The following is a 20,435-nucleotide window of genomic DNA, read 5'->3' on the forward strand; positions in this document are numbered from 1 at the left end:
TCCGGCAATTTGCCGGGCGGACAACGACGGCGCCGCTCCCCTGTTGAGGGGAACGGCGCCGTCGTCGTCGTTTAGCTTTTACCCCGACCGGCCGCGCATGTTACGCGAGCCGGGCGAATCAGACGCCTGACTTCAGGACAGAACAGAGCGGTAAACCTGAAGGGTGGTTTCCGTGATCGACTCCCAGGAAAAGTGCTGCTCAGCCCTGAGCCTGCCGGCCTTGCCCATGGCGCGGGCGCGCTGCGGATCCGACACTACCTCGGTAAGGGCTGCTGCAAATTCTGTTACGAACTTCTCGGGATCCAGTGGGGTTCCAGTGCCGTCAGTGACCTGCTCCAGCTCAACAAGCAGCCCTGTTTCCCCGTGCTGGACAACCTCGGGAATACCGCCCGTTGCGCTTGCCACAACCGCGGCACCGCAGGCCATCGCCTCGAGGTTCACGATTCCCAAAGGCTCGTAGATGGAGGGGCAGGCGAAGGCTGTTGCATGGCTGAGGACCTGGATGAGCTCATGCCGGGGAAGCATCCGCTCCACCAGCACGACTCCGGTGCGCTGTTTCTGCAGTTCCTCGATCAGCCGGGCAGTTTCCGCTGCGAGCTCGGGCGTGTCGGCGGCGCCAAGGCAGAGGACCAGTTGGACGTCGGCAGGGAGCTTGGCCGCCGCACGAAGCAGATATGGCACGCCCTTTTGGCGGGTGTTGCGCCCCACGAACACCACACTCGGCAGCTCAGGATCAATGCCCAGGGCCCGAATGGCATCGGTGCCCTCGTCCCGGCTCCACAGGCTGACATCGATGCCGTTGTGCACCACCTTGACCTTTCCAGGATCAACGTCCGGGTAGCTGCGCAGGATGTCCTGGCGCATACCTTCAGACACAGCGATGATGGCGGCGGCGGCCTCGTAGGCAGTCTTTTCCACCCACGAGGACAATGCGTAGCCTCCGCCCAGCTGCTCGGCTTTCCAAGGGCGCAACGGCTCGAGGCTGTGGGCGCTGAGTACGTGCGGGATACCGTGCAACAGTGATGCCAGATGGCCTGCCATGTTTGCATACCAGGTGTGCGAATGCACCAGGTCCGCACCCGCAATGTCCGGGACTATCCGCAGATCGACGCCCAGGGTCTGGACGGCAGCATTAGCACCCCCAAGATCGTCCGGGACGGAGTAGGAGGTCACTCCGGCACCGTGGTAGTCGGTGTCCCGCGGAGCTCCGAAGGCCCGCACCTGAAGATCCACGTGCCGGGCCAGCACGCGGCTCAGTTCAGCCACGTGGACTCCGGCGCCGCCATAGATCTCGGGCGGGAATTCTTTGGTCACAATGTCTATACGCACGCTACCCAAGGTAGTCGTTCCCGCTTAACTGTTCTAGTGTGAAGGAGTCCGGGCTTACCGGGCTTGTTGGGGAGTGACGAAGGCGTACAGGGAGCGACCACATGCCGTTGAATAAGAAAGTTTTGGCCATTGTCCTTGCAGGCGGCGAGGGAAACCGCCTCATGCCGCTTACGGCGGACAGGGCCAAACCCGGGGTTCCTTTTGCGGGCAGCTACCGGCTCATCGACTTTGCATTGTCGAATCTGGTGAATTCCAGATACCTGCAGATCGTGGTTCTTACTCAATATAAATCCCACAGCCTTGACCGACATATCTCCGAGACGTGGCGGATGTCCACGCAGCTCGGGAACTACATTGCTTCGGTGCCGGCGCAGCAGCGCGTTGGCAAGAGCTGGTTCCTTGGCAGCGCAAACGCCATCTACCAGTCCCTCAACCTCATCCACGACGCCAACCCCGACATCGTCGTCGTGGTTGGAGCGGACCACGTGTACCGGATGGACTTCGCGCAGATGGTGGAGTCCCACGTCGCCAGCGGGGCCAAAGCCACCGTCGCTGCCGTCCGGCAGCCATTGAACATGGCCGACCAGTTCGGTGTCATCGAAGTGGACCAGGATGATCCGCGCAAGATTGCGGCATTCGTGGAAAAGCCCTCCAGCACTCCTGGCCTGGCGGCTGATCCCACACAGTTCCTTGCCTCCATGGGCAACTACGTCTTCGACCGGGATGCCCTGGTGGACGCACTTCAGGTCGACGCGGAGCGTTTGGACACCAAGCACGACATGGGCGGGGACATCATCCCCTACTTTGTTGACCGTGGAGAAGCCGGAGTTTACGACTTCACCCTCAACGACATCCCGGGCTCCACTGAGCGTGACCGTACGTACTGGCGGGACGTGGGTACTATCGATTCGTTCTACGACGCCCACATGGATCTCATCTCGCCCCTGCCTGTCTTCAACCTCTACAACTCGGAATGGCCCATCTATACCCGCCAGACCGTCTCACCGCCGGCAAAGTTCGTGCGCGGTGAAAACAATGCCGTGGGCACCGCCCTGGATTCGATCGTTGCCAACGGCGTTGTGATTTCCGGCGGCATCGTCGAGGGATCCGTGCTCTCCAACGACGTCTACGTGAGCACCGCCAGCCGCGTTCTGGATTCGGTTCTGATGGATAAGGTACAGATAGGCGAAGGCGCCGTGGTGAAGCGCGCCATTCTCGACAAGAACGTGAAGGTACCTGCGGGCGCCGCCATCGGGCTGGACCCCGAACTGGACCGGGCCCGCGGCTTCAAAGTTACTGAATCCGGCATTACCGTGCTCTCCAAAGGCCAGCAGGTTCCGGAACCGGGTGACGATGAGAAGGCACTGGCTGCAGCAAACCTGCACCTTGTGCCCAATGCTGTGCAGGCTGCGACCGAGAACTACCCGGAGGTCCGGGATTCCGTCAAAAGGGCCGCCGAGGTCCAGGCAGCCGGGGCAGCCGCACCTGCGCCCGCCAAGGAGTCCGTCACTACGCGTTCCTGAAGGACGCCCTACCTGAAGCAGGGCAGGCCGGTGCTCCTCAGGCTGTAAAATCGGAACAATGAACTCCCCCGATCTGACGCCTGAGGAAATCCAGGCCTGCCTCAAGGTTCTGAACACGATTCACGCCTATGACGAAGAGCACCCCGACTATGTCTCGGTGCGCCGCGCCACGGGAAAAATGTTCAAAGCCGTCAAAAGGCACCGCCGGGTCACCAAACGGGATTTGATTTCCGAAGCAGACCGGGCCGTGATTGCGCAGACTGCAACCGCAGCCCCGGACCGTATCGATGACGAGACCCGGGGCAACAAACTGGAACCTTCCGCCACTGGCAAAGTGGCAGGGCACCTGATCAGGTCCCGTCCCTGCTACATCTGCAAGCAGCATTACACCCAGGTGGACTCGTTTTACCATCAGCTGTGTCCCGAGTGCGCTGCTTTCAACCACGGCAAACGGGACGCCAGGACCGACCTCACCGGCCGCAGGGCACTTCTGACCGGCGGCCGGGCGAAGATCGGCATGTACATTGCGCTCCGGCTCCTCAGGGACGGCGCCCACACGACCATCACCACCCGGTTCCCCAAGGATGCTGCCCGCAGGTTCGCTGCCACGGAGGACAGCGGGGAGTGGCTGCACCGGCTCAGAATAGTCGGCATTGACCTGCGTGACCCCTCCCAGGTGATGGCGCTGACGGATTCATTGAACGAAGCCGGTCCCCTGGACATCATCATCAACAACGCCGCACAGACCGTCCGACGGACCGGAAACGCCTACAAGCCCTTGGTGGATGCTGAGGACGAGGCCCTGCCTGTTGCGCTGGAAGCCGCCAACGGCGGCCCCGAGCTTGTCACCTTCGGCCACGCCCATGACAAACATCCGCTGGCGTTGGCAAGCAGTGTTCTGGAGCATCCAGTCCTTGCCGGTGATGCCATTACGTCCCTTGCACTCTCCACCGGTTCAGCGTCATTGGAGAGGATCGCATCAGGAACAGCGATCGACGCCGGTGGCCTGGTTCCCGACCTTGCGACCATCAACAGCTGGACCCAGGTGGTGGATGAGGTGGATCCGCTGGAAATGCTTGAGGTTCAGCTCTGCAACGTCACGGCGCCCTTCCTGCTCGTGAGCAGGCTCCGTGAAGCTATGAAGCGGTCCACGGCACACCGTAAGTACATCGTGAACGTCTCCGCGATGGAGGGGCAGTTTTCACGTGCCTACAAAGGTCCCGGCCATCCCCACACAAACATGGCCAAGGCTGCTCTGAACATGATGACCCGCACCAGTGCTCAGGAAATGCTGGACACGGACGGCATTCTGATGACTGCAGTTGATACGGGCTGGATAACGGATGAGCGCCCTCACTTCACCAAAGTGCGCTTGATGGAGGAAGGGTTCCACGCACCCTTGGACCTGGTGGACGGCGCCGCCCGTGTGTACGATCCCATCGTGATGGGCGAGAACGGGGAGGACCAATACGGCGTCTTCCTCAAGGATTACCGGCCCAGTCCCTGGTAACCGCGACATGACGCGCGGGTCACTGACCTCTTACTGCAGGAACCGGTAGGGTTGCCATTGATAGTGGGGTGGAACATCAGGGTCAGCGATGTCCGTCGATCCGCCCTTGAATAGCAGGACCAACGGCCCTTGTCCGCCAATCCCCCGGTGACCGAGAATTGCAGAGCCGGATGCGGGAACCTTATTGTTTTTTCCATCGGGCGGCGACAATGAAGCCGCATCGCAGTGCCTTCCGTGAGCCCTTAAGCAGCGGAGGTTCTGTTCACTCGGAGATGGCCAACATGGCCGGACAGAAGGATCATGCTTCCTCGTCAAGACAGCCCGTCAGAGGCACCAGCCCAGGCCCCGGATCTGATCCGGGTCTTTATTCTCGATGATCACGAACTGGTACGACGCGGCCTGCAGGAACTGCTGGAGGACGAAGGATTTCTTGTGGCGGGCAGTTCGGGCTCCGCTGTGGAGGCGACCAGACGCATTCCTGCCCTGCGGCCTGACGTCTGCGTTCTTGATGCCAGGCTTCCTGATGGCACAGGCATTGAGGTTTGCAGGGACGTCCGCTCAGTGGACCCGACGATCAATTGCCTCATCCTGACAAGTTACGACGACGAGCAGGCCTTGAGAGGGGCGATCCTGGCAGGAGCCCGGGGGTACGTCCTGAAAGAAATCGGCGGGACGGATCTCATCGGAGCGCTCAGGCGTGCCGCTGCCGGAGAGTCACTTTTCGAGCAAGGCGTGGTTGCCAGTACGGTTCAGAAACTGGTCTCGGCTTCCCCGCCGGACCCTAATGTGTCCGCGCTGACTCCGCAGGAACAGCGCGTTCTTGAGCTTGTGGGCGGCGGCCTGACCAACCGGCAAATAGCAACGGAAATGTTCCTTGCAGAAAAAACCGTCAAGAACTATGTCTCGTCCCTTTTGGCCAAGCTCGGATTCGAACGCCGTACACAGGCCGCCGTATACATCGCCAATAAAACCGCGATGGCCTCTCCCGGGACCAAACCCGGCAGGTAAGAGTCCACCCATCAAACGGGACTTCATTAGCCGGGCTGTACGGGTACTGACCACTCCAGCCTGGTCCCCGTTCCTTCTCCACTGGAGATCGTGCAGGTGCCGCCCATCAGCTGCGCCCGGTCCTCCATGTTCGTAAGGCCGTTTCGTCGCTTGAGCTCGGTAAAACCCATACCATCGTCAGCAATGGCAACCACCGCCCGTCCGTCTCGGACAGTCACCGAGACCTCGATGGATCCCGCACCCGAATGCCGGATGGCATTGCTCAATCCCTCCGAGACCACAGCCACTATGTTGTCCGCAAGTTCCCCAGCGAGAGAATCAACTGGTCCCCGGATAGTGAGGCCCGGTGAGAAGGGCAATGACTTCGCCGCGCTCATGGCGATTTGACGGACTCTGCTGCTGAGGGGCTCTGATTCCCCTCCGCTTGTCCTGAGGAAATAGATGGTGTCGCGGAGGCTTCTGATAACCTCATCCAGCTCTCCAGTGATGGCGCGGATGCGTTCGAGTGCCCGGGCATCCCCCGTAAAGCGATTAAGGCTCTGGACGCTGAGGCCTGCGGCAAAAAGCCGCTGGATGACGAGGTCGTGCAGGTCCCGGGCAATCCTGTCGCGGTCGGTGAATACGATCAGCTGCTCCCGGAGCCTATGCACGCGCGCCAGCTCAAGGGCCAGTGCAACATGGGATCCGAACACGGCCCCCATCTCCACATCTGTGCGGGAATACGGGCCCTGGCCGCCGTCGCGCATCAGCAACAACAGCCCGTGGTGCGCGCCCTGAGTGCTGAGGGCGACGGCCAGGAGCGGGCCTCTTGCTGTCAGGCTGACAGGGCCAAGCACTTCCGCCGTCTTGTCGAAAACAACGGGATCCCCGCCGTGCAGCACGCCTTCCAGCTTCTTCACGTCGAGTTCAAGCCGCTTGCCCTGGTACTGGGCGGAATGCTTTCCTGCGGCTCCCGCCACAATGTATTCGGAGCCATCCTCCGAGGGCGCAGCGATGATAGCCAGTACCGATCCGGATTCGTGGAGGGCCCGGTCGGCGATGGGATCCAGGCCTCCAGAGGAATAGTAGTGGTCACTGCCCAACATCAGGCCCGAGACCTCCATGCACGCCTCCAGCCACAGGGCCCGACGGCGGGCGTCGTCGTAGAGCCGGGCGTTTTCTATCGCCACCCCCGCCGCAGCGGCCAGCGCCATCGCAAGTTCCTCATCCTCGACCGTGAAATCACCCCCACCGTGCTTCTCAGTCAGGTACAGGTTGCCAAAAACTACACCACGGACCCGTACGGGAACACCAAGGAAGGTCCGCATTGACGGGTGGTGCTTAGGGAAACCGTAAGCCTCCGGATGTTGCCGGAGGTCGTGGAGGCGAAGCGGGCGCGGTTCCCGGATCAGGAGGCCCAGCACGCCGTGCCCTGTGGGAAGCGGGCCTATACGGCGCTCCAGCTCGCCGTCGATCCCCACACTGACGAAAGTGCTGAGGGCCTGATTTTCGCCAATGACGCCGAGGGCTCCGTAACGGGCCTGGAGGAGACGGCATGCGGATTGGACAACCCGCTCAAGCACGGCATCCAGACTGAGGTCTTCGGCTACAGCCACGACTGCTTCGAGGAGCCCTGCCATCCGTTCCTGGGACTGGAGAAGCTCGCCCGCCCTGGAAACAAAATCCTTCAGGAGGTCTTCGATCCGAAGGCTGCCTGAAACATATGGCTGGGCGGCGTCGTCATCCGCGTGCATCTCCAACCCCAATTCCTTGCGGGAACAGTGCCCCGCCTCTGGTGCCAGAATACTCCGTGCCGGGTTTCTTGCGGGCCTCCTGGCACTGTTTTCAGTGCGCCAGACTGATGCGGGGACGCCGGCCGGGCTTTGCAGCGGACGAGTCAGGCGAAGCGGGTGATCTCCACGCTGACATTGAGTACCGACCCGCCGCCACCTGACAGGATCCCCTTCAGGGGCGGTACATCCCGGTAGTCCCGGCCCCGGGCCACAGTGACGTGGAAGTCGCCAGCCGGCTTATGGTTGGTCGGATCCCAACTGCGCCATTCTCCGTCCCACCACTCCAGCCACGCGTGGGACTGGCCGGCCACCGCCTCGCCGATTTCCGCCGTCGAACGCGGGTGCAGGTAACCGGAGACGTACCGGGCGGGGACACCGCAACTGCGCAGTGCACCAATGGCGAGGTGCGCCAGGTCCTGGCAGACGCCCTGGCGCTGGCTCCAGGCTTCCTCGGCGTTTGTGGTCACGCCAGTGGTGCCCTTCATATACGTCATCTCGCCGCGCATCCATTCAAAGATGGCCAAGGCCGCTTCATGCGGCGTGAGGCCGGCGACGACTCCGGGGATGATGCCGAGGACTTCCGTTCCCGGTCCTGTGAGCTGGGACTGAGGGATCCAATCGCTGAACCTGTTCAGCGTTTCGGGCTCGGAAAGTACTTCCCAGCCAACAAGGTCAGCTTCGGACGGAATCCGTTCCACCCGATGGATTTCTACCGTGGTGGTGGACAGGACCTCCAGATGCTCGTGCGGCATCTGCACATCGAACGCTGTGACCCGGGTACCCCAGTAGTCGCGATAGCTGCTGACGGCCGCCTGGCTTGGAGAGACCTTCATGGACGATTCCAGGACTACCTGCTGCGGATCGGTCAGCGGGGTCATCCTGGCCTCGTTGTAAGACAGGGTGACCCGCTTGTTGTACTTGTAGCCGGTCTTGTGGACGATCGTGAGACGGGTCATGAAACTTCTCCCACCCAGGCAAGTTCGTCCGCCTGATTGAAATATTTACGGGAAATGGCATCGGATGCCTGTGAGACTGCCTTCTGGACACGCTCCATGTGCTCGGGCAGCTCAGACATCAGGTCATCAGTGCGGTGGAACTCCAGGAACGTGCGTGCCTGGCCCACGATCCGGCGGGCGTCGTTGATGAAGCCGACACGTTGGGCCGACGGGTCCAGCTTGGCGAGGCATTCATCGGCATCTCGCAGCGCGTATACGATGGACCGCGGGAACAGCCTGTCCAGCAGCAGGAATTCGGCGGCGTGCTGGTCGCCGAAGGCCGCCCGCCGGGTGCGGAGGAAAGATTCATAGGCGCCGGCGCACCGGAGCATGTTGACCCAGGACATGCCGGCCGAGAGGACATCCCGGGTGGAAAGCATGCGGGCAGTCATATCGGCGCGTTCCAGAGATCTGCCAAGGACGAGGAACAGCCAGCTGTCGTCATGGCTCACGGTGGTGTCAGCGAGGCCGCTGACCATGGCCGTACGCTCCAACACCCAGTTACAGAAACGGTACGTGCCCACGACGTCTTTTCGGTGCTGGTTGAGCCCGTAGTACGTGGTGTTGAGGCTCTCCCAGAGTCCCGACGAGACAGTTTCCCGGGCGCGCCGGGCGTTCTCGCGGGCAGCCCCGAGGGAGCCGGCGATGGAGGTGGCGCTGTGCTTGTCATAAGCCAAGGCATGCAGGAGCTCGTTGAGCCCGAACTCTTCGCTTTGAGGCCGGGCACCCATGACCGCCAGCAGCGCCTGGGCGACGCTGCGCTGCTCCTCCATGGGCAGATGGTTAAGCCGCTCCAAGTGGACGTCAAGGATGCGGGCTGTACCATCTGCCCGTTCGACGTAGCGCCCGATCCAGAAAAGGGACTCGGCAATTCGGCTAAGCATTCGCGGTTACCTCCTGCGGGTCCGAAATCTGTGTTGGGGGAAGTGCGTTCACGTCAACGGCCCGGCTCACTGCTGCTGCTGCTCGCTCTGGCGATCGCGCCAGTTGCTTTCCACGGGCCAGACTGACACGCGTTCGCGAACGGTAACAGTGGGACGCGGGAGGGTTTCCACCGGGACCTGCGGCGAATCCGCGAGCACCCAGGTGTCCTTGGAGCCGCCGCCCTGGCTGGAGTTGACTATGAGCGACCCTTCCTTGAGCGCCACACGGGTGAGACCACCGGGAAGCACCCAGACGTCGTCGCCGTCATTGACAGCAAAAGGACGGAGATCAACGTGCCGGGGACCAAACCTATCACCGCTGAGCGTAGGAACCGTCGACAGCTGAAGCACGGGCTGGGCAATCCAGCCGCGGGGGTCAGCGATAACACGTTTGCGAAGTGCCTCAAGTTCGTCTTTGGAGGCGTCCGGACCGATGACGAGGCCCTTTCCTCCCGAACCGTCTACAGGTTTGACCACCAGCTCGTGCAGCCGGTCCAGGACGTGTTCCCTGGCTTCCTTCTCCTCGAGTCTGAAGGTATCCACGTTAGCAATCACGGGTTCTTCGTTGAGGTAGTACCGGATGAGGTCCGGAACGTAGCTGTAGACGAGCTTGTCATCGGCCACTCCATTGCCCACCGCGTTCGCGATTGTCACTCCGCCTGCCCTGGCAGCGTTCACCAGGCCGGGACAGCCGAGCATGGAATCCGAACGGAACTGCAACGGGTCCAGGAATTCGTCGTCGATACGCTTATAGATCACGTCCACGCGCTGTTCACCGGCAGTGGTCCGCATGTAGACGCGGTTGCCACGGCAAATCAGGTCACGGCCTTCGACGAGCTCGACTCCCATCAGGCCGGCCAGCAGGGTGTGCTCAAAGTAGGCGCTGTTGAAGACTCCAGGCGTGAGAACCACAACTGTGGGATCGTCGACGCCGGACGGTGCGGTCTTGCGCAGGGCAGACAGGAGGCGGCGGGGGTACTCCTCCACCGGCCTGATGAGCTGCTGGCCAAAGGCTTCAGGAAGCCCCTTCGCCATCGCCCGGCGGTTTTCAAGGACATAGCTCACGCCTGAGGGGACACGTACGTTGTCCTCCAGCACCCGGAATGTCCCTTCAGCGTCGCGGACCACGTCAATGCCGGAGATATGGACACGTACGCCACCAGCGGGCTCGAAGCCGTGTACTTGGCGGTGGAAGTGGGCGCTCGTGGTGATCAGCTGCCGGGGAATGACGCCATCCGAGACGACAGTCATTTTGTCGTAGACATCGTTGAGGAATGCTTCGAGGGCGCGGACCCGCTGCGCCACTCCCTTTTCGAGGACACTCCACTCGTCCGCCGGGATTACACGGGGGACGATGTCCAGGGGGAACGGCCGCTCCTCCCCCGCATAGTCGAACGTCACGCCGCGGTCCAGGAAGGTCCGCGCCATGGAATCGGCGCGGGCGCTGACATCTGCGAGGGACAGCTCGCTCAGCGCGTCGGCCACCTGTCCGTACGAGTCGCGTGCCAGCTGGCCGGGTGCGAACATCTCGTCGTAGGCGCCGCTACGCCCTGCGGCTGCGGAGTAATCCTGGAATAGGTCAGACATGTCCAATAGCCAACCATCTTTTTGTTGCGAAATCATTACCGCGTCCCAATGTGGCGCGTTGACGTCTTGAGCCCGGTTCGTGTTTAACTGCGCCCTTCCGGCATGGTAGGTGAGTGCCACCGCCCAGTTTCCGCTCGTTCCCTGCCGGTCATAAGAGATGGCAGCTCACGAGGCTGCTGCCAGGACTGTTGACTGGCTTGCCTGCGGTGGCTGCCGCCTTCGCCCTGCACGCCGTCATCCCCGCCCTCCCGGCCATGACCCTGGCTGTTGTCCTGGGACTTCTCGCCGCGAACTTCCCCGGGTCCGGAACCTGGGTGGCAGGCCGTGCGAGGCCTGGGCTGGACTTTTCCGGCAAGCACCTGATGCGGGCGGGAATTGTGGTCCTCGGCCTCAAAGTGAGTGTGCCAGAGGTGCTCGGACTTGGTTGGACCTCATTGCTGCTCATCGCCGCAGTAGTACTGGCAAGCTTCGCCGGCACGTACGGCATATCGCGACTGTTCAGGCTTCCGAGGGAGGCTTCGCTTTTGATCGCCACGGGCTTCTCCATCTGCGGCGCCTCGGCCATCGGAGCCATGGCTGCCGTCCGGCGAATCCGCCACGTAGACACTGTCCTGCCGGTGGCGCTTGTGACCTTGTGCGGCACGTTGGCCATCGGAGTGCTCCCGCTTCTGACCCATCCGCTGCGGCTCTCCCCGGAGGTTTTCGGCGCCTGGACGGGCGCATCAGTCCACGACGTTGGCCAGGTGGTGGCAACAGCGCAGACGGCAGGAACGTCCGCCCTGGCAATCGCCGTCGTCGTCAAACTGACCAGGGTCATCCTGCTGGCCCCAATGGTTGCCGCTGCCGGACTCCAGCAACGGTTTGTGTCCAGGAAGGCTTCCCGCAAGCGGTCAGGTGACGCCGCCGCCGGTTTGGTATCCGGTGACGGGGCGTTCCCTCCCCTGGTGCCCCTGTTTGTGCTGGGATTCCTGGCCATGGTGGTGCTGAGGTCCACAGGATGGCTCTCCCCGGGATGGCTGGACGTGGGGAATGCGGTCCAGGAACTCCTGCTCGGTATGGCCCTTTTTGGTCTCGGATCGGCCGTGCGTATCCGGACACTCCTCCACACTGGTTCCAGGGCCCTGCTGGCGGCTCTTGCCTCGTGGTTTCTCATTGCTGTGCTGGGGCTCGGTGCGGCCCTGCTGATGATTCCGTCGTGATTCAATAGCTGGGTGTCAAATGAGAATCTGCAGCGGGATGAAGCGGCAAAACGGTCAGCCCTGATCACTACCCGGAGCTACGACGTTGCCCTGGATCTCTCGCAGGCACCGAACCCCGATGTCGCCGGGTATCCCAGTCGAAGCGTCGTTAGCTTCTCGGCGTCTGAACCAGGAGCTTCAACCTTTCTGGACTTCATTGGCGGAGACGTCAGCAGCGTCGTCCTGAACGGCAAGAACCTTGTTGTCGAGGACGTTGTTGACCGTGCCCGGATCCGGCTGGACGACCTCCGGGCAGAAAACCAGGTGACAGTCGCGGGCACGGCGCTCTACAGCAGCTCCGGGGAAGGAATGCACCGCTTCTTCGACCCGGCAGACGGCCAGTGCTACCTCTACACGCAGTACGAGCCGGCGGATGCCCGGCGGGTGTTCGCCAACTTTGAACAGCCCGACCTCAAGGCCGAATTCACCTTCCACGTTCTGGCGCCCACAGGATGGCTTGTGGCGTCCAACGGCACCGAAAGCAGCTGTGTGCCGCTTCCGGGAGACCCCGCCACGAGCCGCTGGGACTTTTCCCCGACAAAACCCATGTCCACGTACATCACCACAGTCCTCGCCGGACCCTACTTCCGTGCCGCGGACCACTGGAGTGGCGCCGCAAGCGACGGGACAGGTCTCGAGGTCCCCCTGGCGCTGTACTGCCGAATGTCAATGGCTGCATCCTTTGACACTGCCGAACTTTTCCGCCTGACGAAGAGCGGCCTGGCATTCTTCAATGATCTCTTCGGTTACCCGTACCCCTGGGGCAAATACGACCAGGCCTTCGTTCCGGAATACAATCTGGGCGCGATGGAAAACCCGGGACTGGTGACTTTCACGGAGAACTACATTTTCAGGTCCCGCGCCACCGGCGCCCAATATCAGGGCAGGGCGAATACCCTGCTGCACGAAATGGCCCATATGTGGTTCGGCGACCTCGTCACGATGAGCTGGTGGGACGATTTGTGGCTCAAGGAATCCTTCGCCGATTACATGGGAACTCTCGGGGTTGACCGTGCAACCAACTGGGACACCGCCTGGGTGAATTTCGCCAACAAACGCAAAGCCTGGGCGTATGTCCAGGACCAGCTCCCCACGACGCACCCGATCGTCGCGAACATTCCCGACCTCGAAGCGGCCAAGCAGAACTTTGACGGTATTACCTATGCCAAGGGCGCTTCAGTGCTCAAACAGCTCGTGGCGTACGTGGGCTTTGACGCCTTCATCGCCGGTTCCCGCCAATACTTTCGCGATCATGCTTTCGGCAACACTTCACTGACTGACCTGCTTGCCGCCCTGAGCACAGCCTCCGGCCGCGACCTCGGCACCTGGGCGCAGCAGTGGCTCCAGACGTCCGGGATCTCCACCGTCCGGGCAGAGTTTGAGGAGCACGACGGCGTCCTTGGGTCTGTGAACCTCGTCCAGGAGGCGGAGGACCCGGTGACGGGACGTGAAGAACTGCGGCCGCACCGCCTGCGGGTGGGCCTCTATGACTTTGACAGCGCCGGTTCCCTGGTGCGTGCGGACAGCATAGACGTTGATGTACAGGGGCGCCGGACCCATGTTCCCGGGCTTGAGGGCAAGCGCCGGCCGGCACTCCTGCTCGTCAATGATGATGACCTGAGCTATGCCAAGGTCCGGCTCGATCCTGCCTCTGAGGCCACGGTTCGTGCCTCCCTCCATACCATTCCTGACCCCATGGCACGGGCCCTTTGCTGGACCGCCCTTTGGGATTCCGCGCGCGATGGCGTGACCCCGGCAGCCGGATACGTTGACGCAGTGCTTGCCTTTGCCCCTTCAGAGACCGGCAGCGGTGTTCTCTCGACGGTGCTGAACAATGCAAGCACGGCCCTGGAGCGTTACGTCCCGGCGATCGACAGGGAATCGACGCGGAGACGTTTTTTGGCTGCCGCCGCGGCTGAACTGCAGGCGGCGGCTCCTGGCTCGGACCAGCAGCTCGCGTGGGCCCGCACCGTGGCCGACACCAGCCGCAGGGACCCCGGGCAGCTCCAACTGCTCCGGAACCTCCTCGAGGGCAGTTCCGTTCCGGAGGGGCTGGCTGTGGACGCTGACCTTCGCTGGAATCTGTGGCACGCTCTGGCCGCCTTGGGGCAGGCCAGCCCGACGCAGTTGGACAGCGAACTGGCCCGGGATAAAACGGCATCAGGCCGTGCCGGGCACGCCATTGCCCTCGCGGCACGCCCTGAACCGGCAGCAAAGGCAGCGGCCTGGGACCAGGCAGTCAACGGAAGGTCACTGTCCAACGAACTCCTCAGCGCGACCATCGCCGGTTTCAATACAGCACCGGCCGGGCTACTCGAAGACTATGTGGAACCCTACTTCCTCTGCCTGGAGCAAGTGTGGGCCGAACGAAGCATCGAAATAGCCACCCGGATCGTTCGCGGGCTGTTCCCGTTGGGGCAGGACCTTAGTGGTAATATCACCGCTCCCGAAGCCCATCCTGTGATTGTCCGTGCCGACGACTGGCTCGCCCGGCACCCGCGAGTCCCCGCAGCACTGCGCCGGATCATCATCGAACAACGAAGCCATCTGCATCGTGCACTCGTGGCCCAGGCTCGTGCAGCAAAAACAGCGTCCATTGCTCCTTGACTGCCGTTTCGACCGCTCAGAACGGCCCGGGGGCCCACGTCGGCAGGGGTTCCGGCCGAACCTGTGAGGCGAGGGGGCGGTGGGGAGCAATCGATGCTTCTACGGAACCCGGTGCAGCCATTCATGCGTGCCGAACTTGGCTTCCACCCGTTGCTTCGCCGCCTCGAGTTCCGCTTCACTCAGCTCTGAAGGGGTTGCTGAGTAACGCTCGGTGAAGACATCCATCATCGCCTTAATGATTTCGCCCCGGGCCAGTCCGGTCTGGCGGCGGAGGGGATCCACTCTTTTCTTGGCACTGCGGGTCCCTTTGTCGGAGAGTTTCTCCTTGCCGATCCGGAGCACCTCCACCATTTTGTCGGCGTCGATGTCGTAACTCATGGTGACGTGATGGAGCATTCCGCCGTTCGCGAGCCTCTTTTGGGCTGCCCCGCCGATTTTGCCCTGGTCAGTGGCGATGTCGTTGAGGGGCACATAAAAGGCACTGATACCGAGTTTCTCCAATGCCGCCAGGACCCAGGCGTCCAGGAAGCTGTAGGAATCGGCGAAGCTCATGCCGTCCACAAGGGTTTGAGGCAGGTAGAGCGAGTAGGTGATGCAATTCCCTGCTTCCATGAACATCGCTCCCCCGCCACTGATCCTGCGGACCACCGTTACGCCATGGCGCGCAACGCCGTCGGGCTCTATCTCATTCCGCACCGATTGGAAACTCCCGATCACAACGGACGGTTCTTCCCAATCCCAGAACCGCAGGGTGGGATTCCGCCGCCCCGCTCCTACTTCCTCCGTGAGGACCTCATCGAGGGCAACGTTGACGTGCGTCGGCAGGATCACGGGTGCAATGACGTTCCAATGATGATCGGACCAGGAGGTCGCCTTCGCCAGGGCCCTCCTGACCGCCACGGCCACCGCTGTGGCCGAGAATCCGAAAAGTGCTGCATCCCCCCGAAGCGCGGCGGTGATCGTCGACGCGATGTCGGCTGCAGCCGCGTCCTCGGGCAACCCTGTCAGGGCCCCGTTGATGTCCAGCAGGGCCTCGTCCGGCTCGAGGAAGAAGTCGCCGCTCACGGAAACGTTGGCAAGGCGGCCGTTGTGGACGTCGAAGTCCACCACCACGAGTTTGCCGCCGGGCACCTTGTACTCTCCATGCCGGCGGGAATCGCCGTTACTGTGGTGATCTGCGGGGCCGGCTTCAGGCTGAAAAGTCATACCCTCAATCCTGCCCCAGGAACGCAAAAGCCCGCACCGTTGCCGGTGCGGGCTTTTTCAGAGAATTCTGGGGAGAAGTGTTACTTCTTGCCGCCGAAGCCCTTGAAGCGAGCGTTGAAGCGCTCGACGCGGCCTGCAGAGTCCATGATGCGCTGCTTGCCCGTGTAGAACGGGTGGGACTCGGAAGAGATTTCGACGTCGATGACCGGGTAGGTGTTGCCGTCTTCCCACTCGATGGTCTTCTTGGAAGACACGGTGGACTTGGTCAGGAACTTGACGCCGGAAGCCAGGTCGTTGAAAACAACAGCTTCGTACTTCGGGTGGATATCAGACTTCATAATGGGACCTTCGTTCACGCAACTGGATTTGGCCAGCTGCCAGGTATGAATGGGATGGCCGGGCATACGCCTGAAGGCGCACAACAACCAGCTATCAATACTACCCGATAAGTGCAGTGCTGACGAACTGTCCCTGGACGTCAGGGCCGGGCACGCAACTCCCAGAACGCTACCGCAGAGGCAGCAGCCACGTTGAGGGAATCAACACCGGCGCGCATGGGAATCTTCACGGCCAGGTCGACGGCGGCCAGTGCCTCCGAACTCATTCCGGCGCCCTCGGTGCCCAGCACCAGGGCGAGTTTGTCGGGGTTCTCCCTTGCCAGGGCATCGACGTCGACGGCGTCCTCTGTGAGTTCCAGCGCTGCCAGGGTGAAGCCTTGGTCCCGGAGCGCAGCCAGGTCGCCAGGCCAGGATTCGAGCCGCGCCCAGGGCACTTGGAACACGGCGCCCATGCTCACCCGGACGCTTCGGCGGTACAAGGGGTCGCCACAGCGCGGGGAAACCAGGACGGCGTCTATTCCCAAGGCGGCGGCGGAACGGAAGATCGCGCCGACGTTGGTGTGGTCCACGATGTCTTCAAGGACGGCTACCCGGCGGACCCCGGCGAGCAGCTCGCTGAGCGGAATGGGCGCAGGACGTTCCATGGCGGCCATGGCGCCCCGGTGCAGGTGGAAGCCGGTGATCTCTTCCAGCAGGGCGGCGCTTCCGATGAAGGCAGGCACATCGGGATACTTTTCGAAGACATCGCTGAGATTGGCAAGCCATTTCTCCGCCAGGAAAAAGGATCTGGGACGGTGACCGGCAGCCAAAGCCCTCCGCAGTACCCGTGATGATTCCGCGATGTACATACCCTCGGCAGGCTCCCGGATCTTGCGGAGGTGCACATCCGTCAATTGGGTGTAATCGGACACCAGAGGGTCATCGGCGGATTCAAGGTAATGGAAAGTCACTGCCCGATTATTCCAGCAGATTCGCGATCATGAAGCCCAGGGCAACCAGCCCCAGGGTGAAGATAACGCCTCGCAGGACCGTCGGGGAAAGCCTGCGGCCCACTTTCGACCCGAAATAACCACCGATCACCGAGCTGACCGCGATAATGCCTACAGCTGCCCAGTTGATCCTTCCAAAAGCAAAGATCAGGTAGGACACTGCGGCCACCATGTTGACCCCAAGCACCAGAATGTTCTTCATTGCGTTGGCGTTCTGGATGGTGCCTGTCAGGAAAATTCCCAGAATGCCCACGAGCAGGATGCCCTGGGCTGCAACGAAGTAGCCGCCGTAGACGCCGGCCAGGTAAACCAGCACCAAGAGGATGATGCCATGGCTTTTGTCCCGGAGAGCGTGCTCCGGATTCTCTTCACGCTCCCGGACCCACCGCTGGAGCCTCGGCTGGAACACAACCATCAGCAGCGCGAGGATTATCAGCACGGGTGCCGCATAGTGGAAGACCTGCTCTGGAAGCTGCAGCAACAGCCATGCCCCGGTAATTCCTCCCAGGAGCGAGGCCGGCAAAAGCCTAATCAACTGCTTTCCGCGGCCAACCAGTTCCTTGCGGTAACCCCAGGCTCCGGCGGCATTTCCTGCCACAAGTCCGGTGGCGTTACTGATGGATGCTGTCACAGGGGCCATTCCCAAGGCGATCAGCACGGGGAACGTAACCAGCGTGCCTGAACCGACAACGCTGTTGATGGTTCCCGCCCATAGGCCGGCCAAAAAGATAAAGATACCGCTGAGAAGCTCCACGCTGTGGCTGTGAGCCGGCGCTTAGCGGCGCGCGGTCGCCGTGTAGCGCCCGGCGTTCACACTCACGTCCAGCGGCAATCCGAAGGTCTCGCTCAAGTGCTCGGCAGTGAGAACCTCCTGGATGGGGCCGGAAGCCACCACAGCTGCATCCCGCATCAGCATGGCGTGAGTGAATGCGGGAGGGACTTCCTCGAGGTGGTGCGTGACCAGCACGATGGCGGGCGCGGCGTCGTCCTTGGCGAGCTCGCTGAGACGGTGAACCAAGTCCTCACGCCCGCCCAAGTCCAGCCCCGCCGCGGGCTCGTCCAGGAGCAGGAGCTCGGGGTCAGTCATAAGGGCGCGGGCAATCTGGACCCGTTTGCGCTCACCCTCGGACAGCGAGGCAAAGGTGCGGTTAAGCAGGGGGCCCATCCCCCATTCGTTGAGCAAGGTGAAGGCCCGGCGTTCGTCATCCTTCTCATAGCCTTCACGCCAACGGCCAGTGACACCGTAGGCCGCAGTCACCACAACGTTAAGGACTTTTTCGTGCTCGGGGATCTGAGTGGCCAAGGCGGCGGAGGACAACCCGATCCGGGGGCGCAGTTCAAAGACGTCCACGGCACCAAGGATTTCCTCGAGTATCCCGGCCATGCCGCTCGTGGGGTGAAGGCGGGCGGCCGCGATCTGAAGCAGAGTGGTCTTGCCGGCTCCGTTGGGGCCGAGAATGACCCAGCGCTCGCCTTCCCTGACCTGCCAGTCGACTTTGTTCAGAAGGGTTTTGGCTCCACGGACAACGCTGACAGCAGCCATTTCAAGAACATCACTCATAGGAGTAGACACTAGGACAAAATGGGGGGCGACTGATAACCGGACCTTGAACGAAACGAATTCGGGCTGTGCATCGGCGCTGACTAAGATTACAGGCATGACTCCGAACGTGACTGCGGTCAGCTACGGCCTGAAATTGTCCTCCGACAGCCTTGAGCAGCTGCGTTCGGTATTGGTTGAATCGGGAGCAACTCTGACCGCCGAATCCAGCGCGGGAGATGGCCGGTACGAAGTCCATACGATCGACTTCACTGTGGAGCAGGGCATGGCCTCTGACATCGCCGAACTTCGGGAAAGCATCGCCGGCTCCGGCCTGCAAACCATGGATATTGCGATCGTTCCGGCGTCATTGCGGAACGCGTCGCGGAAGTTCCTGATCATGGACGTCGACTCCACGTTGATCCAACAGGAGGTCATTGAACTCCTGGCCGGCTACGCCGGAAAACGCGAGGAGGTGGCTGCAGTCACCGAGGCGGCCATGCGTGGAGAATTGGACTTCGCGCAAAGCCTTCACGCGCGGGTGGCTGTACTCGCCGGGCTGCCTGCCGCCGTCGTCGATTCCGTTCGGGCCGAAGTGAAGCTTAGCGAGGGTGCTGCCGAGCTGGTCGCCGCATTCAAAGCAGCTGGCCATACAGTGGCTGTCGTGTCCGGCGGATTCAACCAGATCCTGCAGCCAATCGCCGAAGACTTGGGCCTTGACCACTGGATCGCCAACGAATTGGAGATCGTGGACGGCGCGCTGACCGGGAAAGTCCTCGGCACCGTTATTGACCGTGCAGCAAAGGAAAAGTACCTGCGTGAATGGGCCGCGGCGGACGGGGTGGCCATGGAAAATACCATTGCAGTCGGCGATGGAGCCAATGACCTGGACATGCTGGGTGCGGCAGGGATCGGGGTCGCCTTCAACGCAAAGCCCGCCGTGCGGGCCGTTGCTGATTCCGCGATCAACATGCCCTACCTGGATGCAGTCCGGTACATAGCCGGAGTGTGACCCTTGCGGCGAGGCTGGCTGCAAACAGAAAACCAGCCCCGCCGTTAGAGATCAGCCGCTTCCTGAGGTCAGCTCAGGGTCTTACCGAAGTAGTCGGCGCCACCGACATATTCCGTGTGACCGGATTCGACGTCGGCCGTCACCATTTTGGCAACCTCAGCAGCGAATTCCGAGACGGAGTACAACTTGCCTGCTTCGGCGCGGCGTGCCTCAATAGCACCCGGGTTTGAGCGGTCCAGGAGGGTCGCCGTGACGGTTCCTTCAATCATGTCCCCGGATACCACTACGAGGGAGATACCCTTCCCAGCCAGGTGCGGCACCAGCTCGCGCAGTGCGTCTTCGCCGGCACGCTTGCTTCGGGCTACAGGTTCGTATTCGGGCATGGTGGCGACGGAGTCGATGAAGTGCGCCTGATGGCTTGTAACGAAAACCACACGGGAACCCTCGGCCATGAGCGGTGCAGCTGCGTTGAGCAGGTTAACCTGTGCATCGCGGTTGAGTTTCAGCGCGTAGCCTTCCTCCATGCCTGACTCCATTCCGCCGGAGGCGTTCAGGACAAGCACGTCAAGGGAGCCGAAGTTCTCCATCGCGGCGGTAACGAGGGCCTGCACACCCTCCTGGGTGGTCAGATCCGCGCCTACGGCAACTGCCCGCCCGCCGGCAGCCTCAATCTCAGCCACCACTTTGTTCGCCCGAGGGGCCTTCTGCCTGTAGTTCACGACGACGGCGGCACCTTCTGCCGCCAGGTACTTGGCGACCTCAGCACCAATACCCCGTGACGAACCCGTCACGATGGCGGTCTTATTGTCCAGCAGTCCCATACAAGCTCCTCTTGTCACAATCTCTGAAGTCAGTTCG

Annotated in this window: 17 protein-coding genes; 6 read left to right on the plus strand and 11 right to left on the minus strand. The window is 62.0% G+C overall.

Features of this window, described 5'->3' with window-relative positions; translation table 11 throughout:
* Positions 1-132: 132 nt before the first annotated feature.
* Positions 133-1,329, minus strand: coding sequence for a glycogen synthase (glgA, locus tag RIN13_RS07980; protein WP_309106805.1), 1,197 nt, complete (start codon positions 1,327-1,329; stop codon positions 133-135).
* Positions 1,330-1,430: 101 nt separating this feature from the next.
* Between glgA and glgC the strand changes: the two genes are divergently transcribed.
* The 3 genes from glgC (at position 1,431) to RIN13_RS07995 (ending at position 5,370) form a co-directional block, all read left to right on the plus strand.
* Complete coding sequence (glgC, locus tag RIN13_RS07985) at positions 1,431-2,852, plus strand: glucose-1-phosphate adenylyltransferase (protein ID WP_309106806.1); 1,422 nt, start codon at positions 1,431-1,433, stop codon at positions 2,850-2,852.
* A 58-nt stretch (positions 2,853-2,910) separates the two neighbouring features.
* Positions 2,911-4,362 (plus strand): SDR family NAD(P)-dependent oxidoreductase, encoded by a 1,452-nt coding sequence (locus RIN13_RS07990; protein ID WP_309106807.1) that lies wholly within the window; start codon positions 2,911-2,913, stop codon positions 4,360-4,362.
* Positions 4,363-4,662: 300 nt separating this feature from the next.
* Positions 4,663-5,370, plus strand: coding sequence for a response regulator transcription factor (locus RIN13_RS07995; protein ID WP_309106808.1), 708 nt, complete (start codon positions 4,663-4,665; stop codon positions 5,368-5,370).
* 26 nt (positions 5,371-5,396) lie between these two features.
* On the opposite strand, the gene RIN13_RS08000 is transcribed toward RIN13_RS07995, so the two are convergent.
* From RIN13_RS08000 to RIN13_RS08015, 4 genes are all read right to left on the minus strand, one after another.
* The gene (locus RIN13_RS08000) at positions 5,397-7,103 is read right to left on the minus strand and encodes a GAF domain-containing protein (protein ID WP_309106873.1); all 1,707 of its coding nucleotides are present in this window, start codon (positions 7,101-7,103) and stop codon (positions 5,397-5,399) included.
* A 143-nt stretch (positions 7,104-7,246) separates the two neighbouring features.
* A complete protein-coding gene (locus RIN13_RS08005; protein ID WP_309106809.1) occupies positions 7,247-8,098 on the minus strand; it encodes a transglutaminase family protein in 852 nt (283 codons plus the stop codon).
* Positions 8,095-9,021: an alpha-E domain-containing protein gene (locus RIN13_RS08010; RefSeq protein WP_309106810.1), complete on the minus strand. Its 927-nt coding sequence runs from the start codon at positions 9,019-9,021 to the stop codon at positions 8,095-8,097. The genes RIN13_RS08005 and RIN13_RS08010 overlap by 4 nt, the downstream gene beginning before the upstream one ends.
* A 66-nt stretch (positions 9,022-9,087) precedes the next feature.
* Positions 9,088-10,647: a circularly permuted type 2 ATP-grasp protein gene (locus RIN13_RS08015; protein WP_309106811.1), complete on the minus strand. Its 1,560-nt coding sequence runs from the start codon at positions 10,645-10,647 to the stop codon at positions 9,088-9,090.
* 188 nt (positions 10,648-10,835) lie between these two features.
* Between RIN13_RS08015 and RIN13_RS08020 the strand changes: the two genes are divergently transcribed.
* Both RIN13_RS08020 and pepN read left to right on the plus strand, forming a co-directional pair.
* Positions 10,836-11,846 (plus strand): putative sulfate exporter family transporter, encoded by a 1,011-nt coding sequence (locus tag RIN13_RS08020; protein ID WP_309106812.1) that lies wholly within the window; start codon positions 10,836-10,838, stop codon positions 11,844-11,846.
* A gap of 12 nt (positions 11,847-11,858) precedes the next feature.
* A complete protein-coding gene (gene pepN, locus RIN13_RS08025; protein ID WP_309106813.1) occupies positions 11,859-14,492 on the plus strand; it encodes an aminopeptidase N in 2,634 nt (877 codons plus the stop codon).
* A gap of 99 nt (positions 14,493-14,591) precedes the next feature.
* Here the strand turns inward: pepN and RIN13_RS08030 are convergent, their stop codons facing one another.
* The 5 genes from RIN13_RS08030 to RIN13_RS08050 form a co-directional block, all read right to left on the minus strand.
* A complete protein-coding gene (locus RIN13_RS08030; protein WP_309106814.1) occupies positions 14,592-15,698 on the minus strand; it encodes a biotin/lipoate A/B protein ligase family protein in 1,107 nt (368 codons plus the stop codon).
* A gap of 80 nt (positions 15,699-15,778) precedes the next feature.
* A complete protein-coding gene (locus RIN13_RS08035) occupies positions 15,779-16,036 on the minus strand; it encodes a type B 50S ribosomal protein L31 (protein ID WP_028267311.1) in 258 nt (85 codons plus the stop codon).
* Between the two features lie 140 nt (positions 16,037-16,176).
* A complete protein-coding gene (locus RIN13_RS08040; RefSeq protein ID WP_309106815.1) occupies positions 16,177-16,986 on the minus strand; it encodes an RNA methyltransferase in 810 nt (269 codons plus the stop codon).
* 7 nt (positions 16,987-16,993) lie between these two features.
* Positions 16,994-17,779, minus strand: coding sequence for a sulfite exporter TauE/SafE family protein (locus RIN13_RS08045; RefSeq protein ID WP_309106816.1), 786 nt, complete (start codon positions 17,777-17,779; stop codon positions 16,994-16,996).
* Positions 17,780-17,800: 21 nt separating this feature from the next.
* The gene (locus RIN13_RS08050; protein ID WP_309106817.1) at positions 17,801-18,586 is read right to left on the minus strand and encodes an ABC transporter ATP-binding protein; all 786 of its coding nucleotides are present in this window, start codon (positions 18,584-18,586) and stop codon (positions 17,801-17,803) included.
* Positions 18,587-18,683: 97 nt separating this feature from the next.
* On the opposite strand from RIN13_RS08050, the gene serB reads away from it, so the two are divergent.
* Positions 18,684-19,577, plus strand: coding sequence for a phosphoserine phosphatase SerB (serB, locus tag RIN13_RS08055; RefSeq protein WP_309106818.1), 894 nt, complete (start codon positions 18,684-18,686; stop codon positions 19,575-19,577).
* A gap of 68 nt (positions 19,578-19,645) precedes the next feature.
* On the opposite strand, the gene RIN13_RS08060 is transcribed toward serB, so the two are convergent.
* Positions 19,646-20,398, minus strand: coding sequence for an SDR family oxidoreductase (locus tag RIN13_RS08060; protein ID WP_309106819.1), 753 nt, complete (start codon positions 20,396-20,398; stop codon positions 19,646-19,648).
* Positions 20,399-20,435 lie beyond the last annotated feature (37 nt).

The sequence above is a fragment of the Arthrobacter sp. genome (assembly GCF_031179985.1).
Classification (GTDB): domain Bacteria; phylum Actinomycetota; class Actinomycetes; order Actinomycetales; family Micrococcaceae; genus Arthrobacter.

Excerpts from the sequence above, each read along its gene's own strand:
- glgC (WP_309106806.1), top strand. The coding sequence starts at position 1,431 with ATGCCGTTGAATAAGAAAGTTTTGGCCATTGTCCTTGCAGGCGGCGAG.
- RIN13_RS07990 (WP_309106807.1), top strand. The coding sequence starts at position 2,911 with ATGAACTCCCCCGATCTGACGCCTGAGGAAATCCAGGCCTGCCTCAAG.
- RIN13_RS07995 (WP_309106808.1), top strand. The coding sequence starts at position 4,663 with ATGCTTCCTCGTCAAGACAGCCCGTCAGAGGCACCAGCCCAGGCCCCG.
- RIN13_RS08000 (WP_309106873.1), bottom strand. The coding sequence starts at position 7,103 with ATGCACGCGGATGACGACGCCGCCCAGCCATATGTTTCAGGCAGCCTT.
- RIN13_RS08005 (WP_309106809.1), bottom strand. The coding sequence starts at position 8,098 with ATGACCCGTCTCACGATCGTCCACAAGACCGGCTACAAGTACAACAAG.
- RIN13_RS08010 (WP_309106810.1), bottom strand. The coding sequence starts at position 9,021 with ATGCTTAGCCGAATTGCCGAGTCCCTTTTCTGGATCGGGCGCTACGTC.
- RIN13_RS08015 (WP_309106811.1), bottom strand. The coding sequence starts at position 10,647 with ATGTCTGACCTATTCCAGGATTACTCCGCAGCCGCAGGGCGTAGCGGC.
- RIN13_RS08030 (WP_309106814.1), bottom strand. The coding sequence starts at position 15,698 with ATGACTTTTCAGCCTGAAGCCGGCCCCGCAGATCACCACAGTAACGGC.
- RIN13_RS08035 (WP_028267311.1), bottom strand. The coding sequence starts at position 16,036 with ATGAAGTCTGATATCCACCCGAAGTACGAAGCTGTTGTTTTCAACGAC.
- RIN13_RS08050 (WP_309106817.1), bottom strand. The coding sequence starts at position 18,586 with ATGAGTGATGTTCTTGAAATGGCTGCTGTCAGCGTTGTCCGTGGAGCC.
- serB (WP_309106818.1), top strand. The coding sequence starts at position 18,684 with ATGACTCCGAACGTGACTGCGGTCAGCTACGGCCTGAAATTGTCCTCC.
- RIN13_RS08060 (WP_309106819.1), bottom strand. The coding sequence starts at position 20,398 with ATGGGACTGCTGGACAATAAGACCGCCATCGTGACGGGTTCGTCACGG.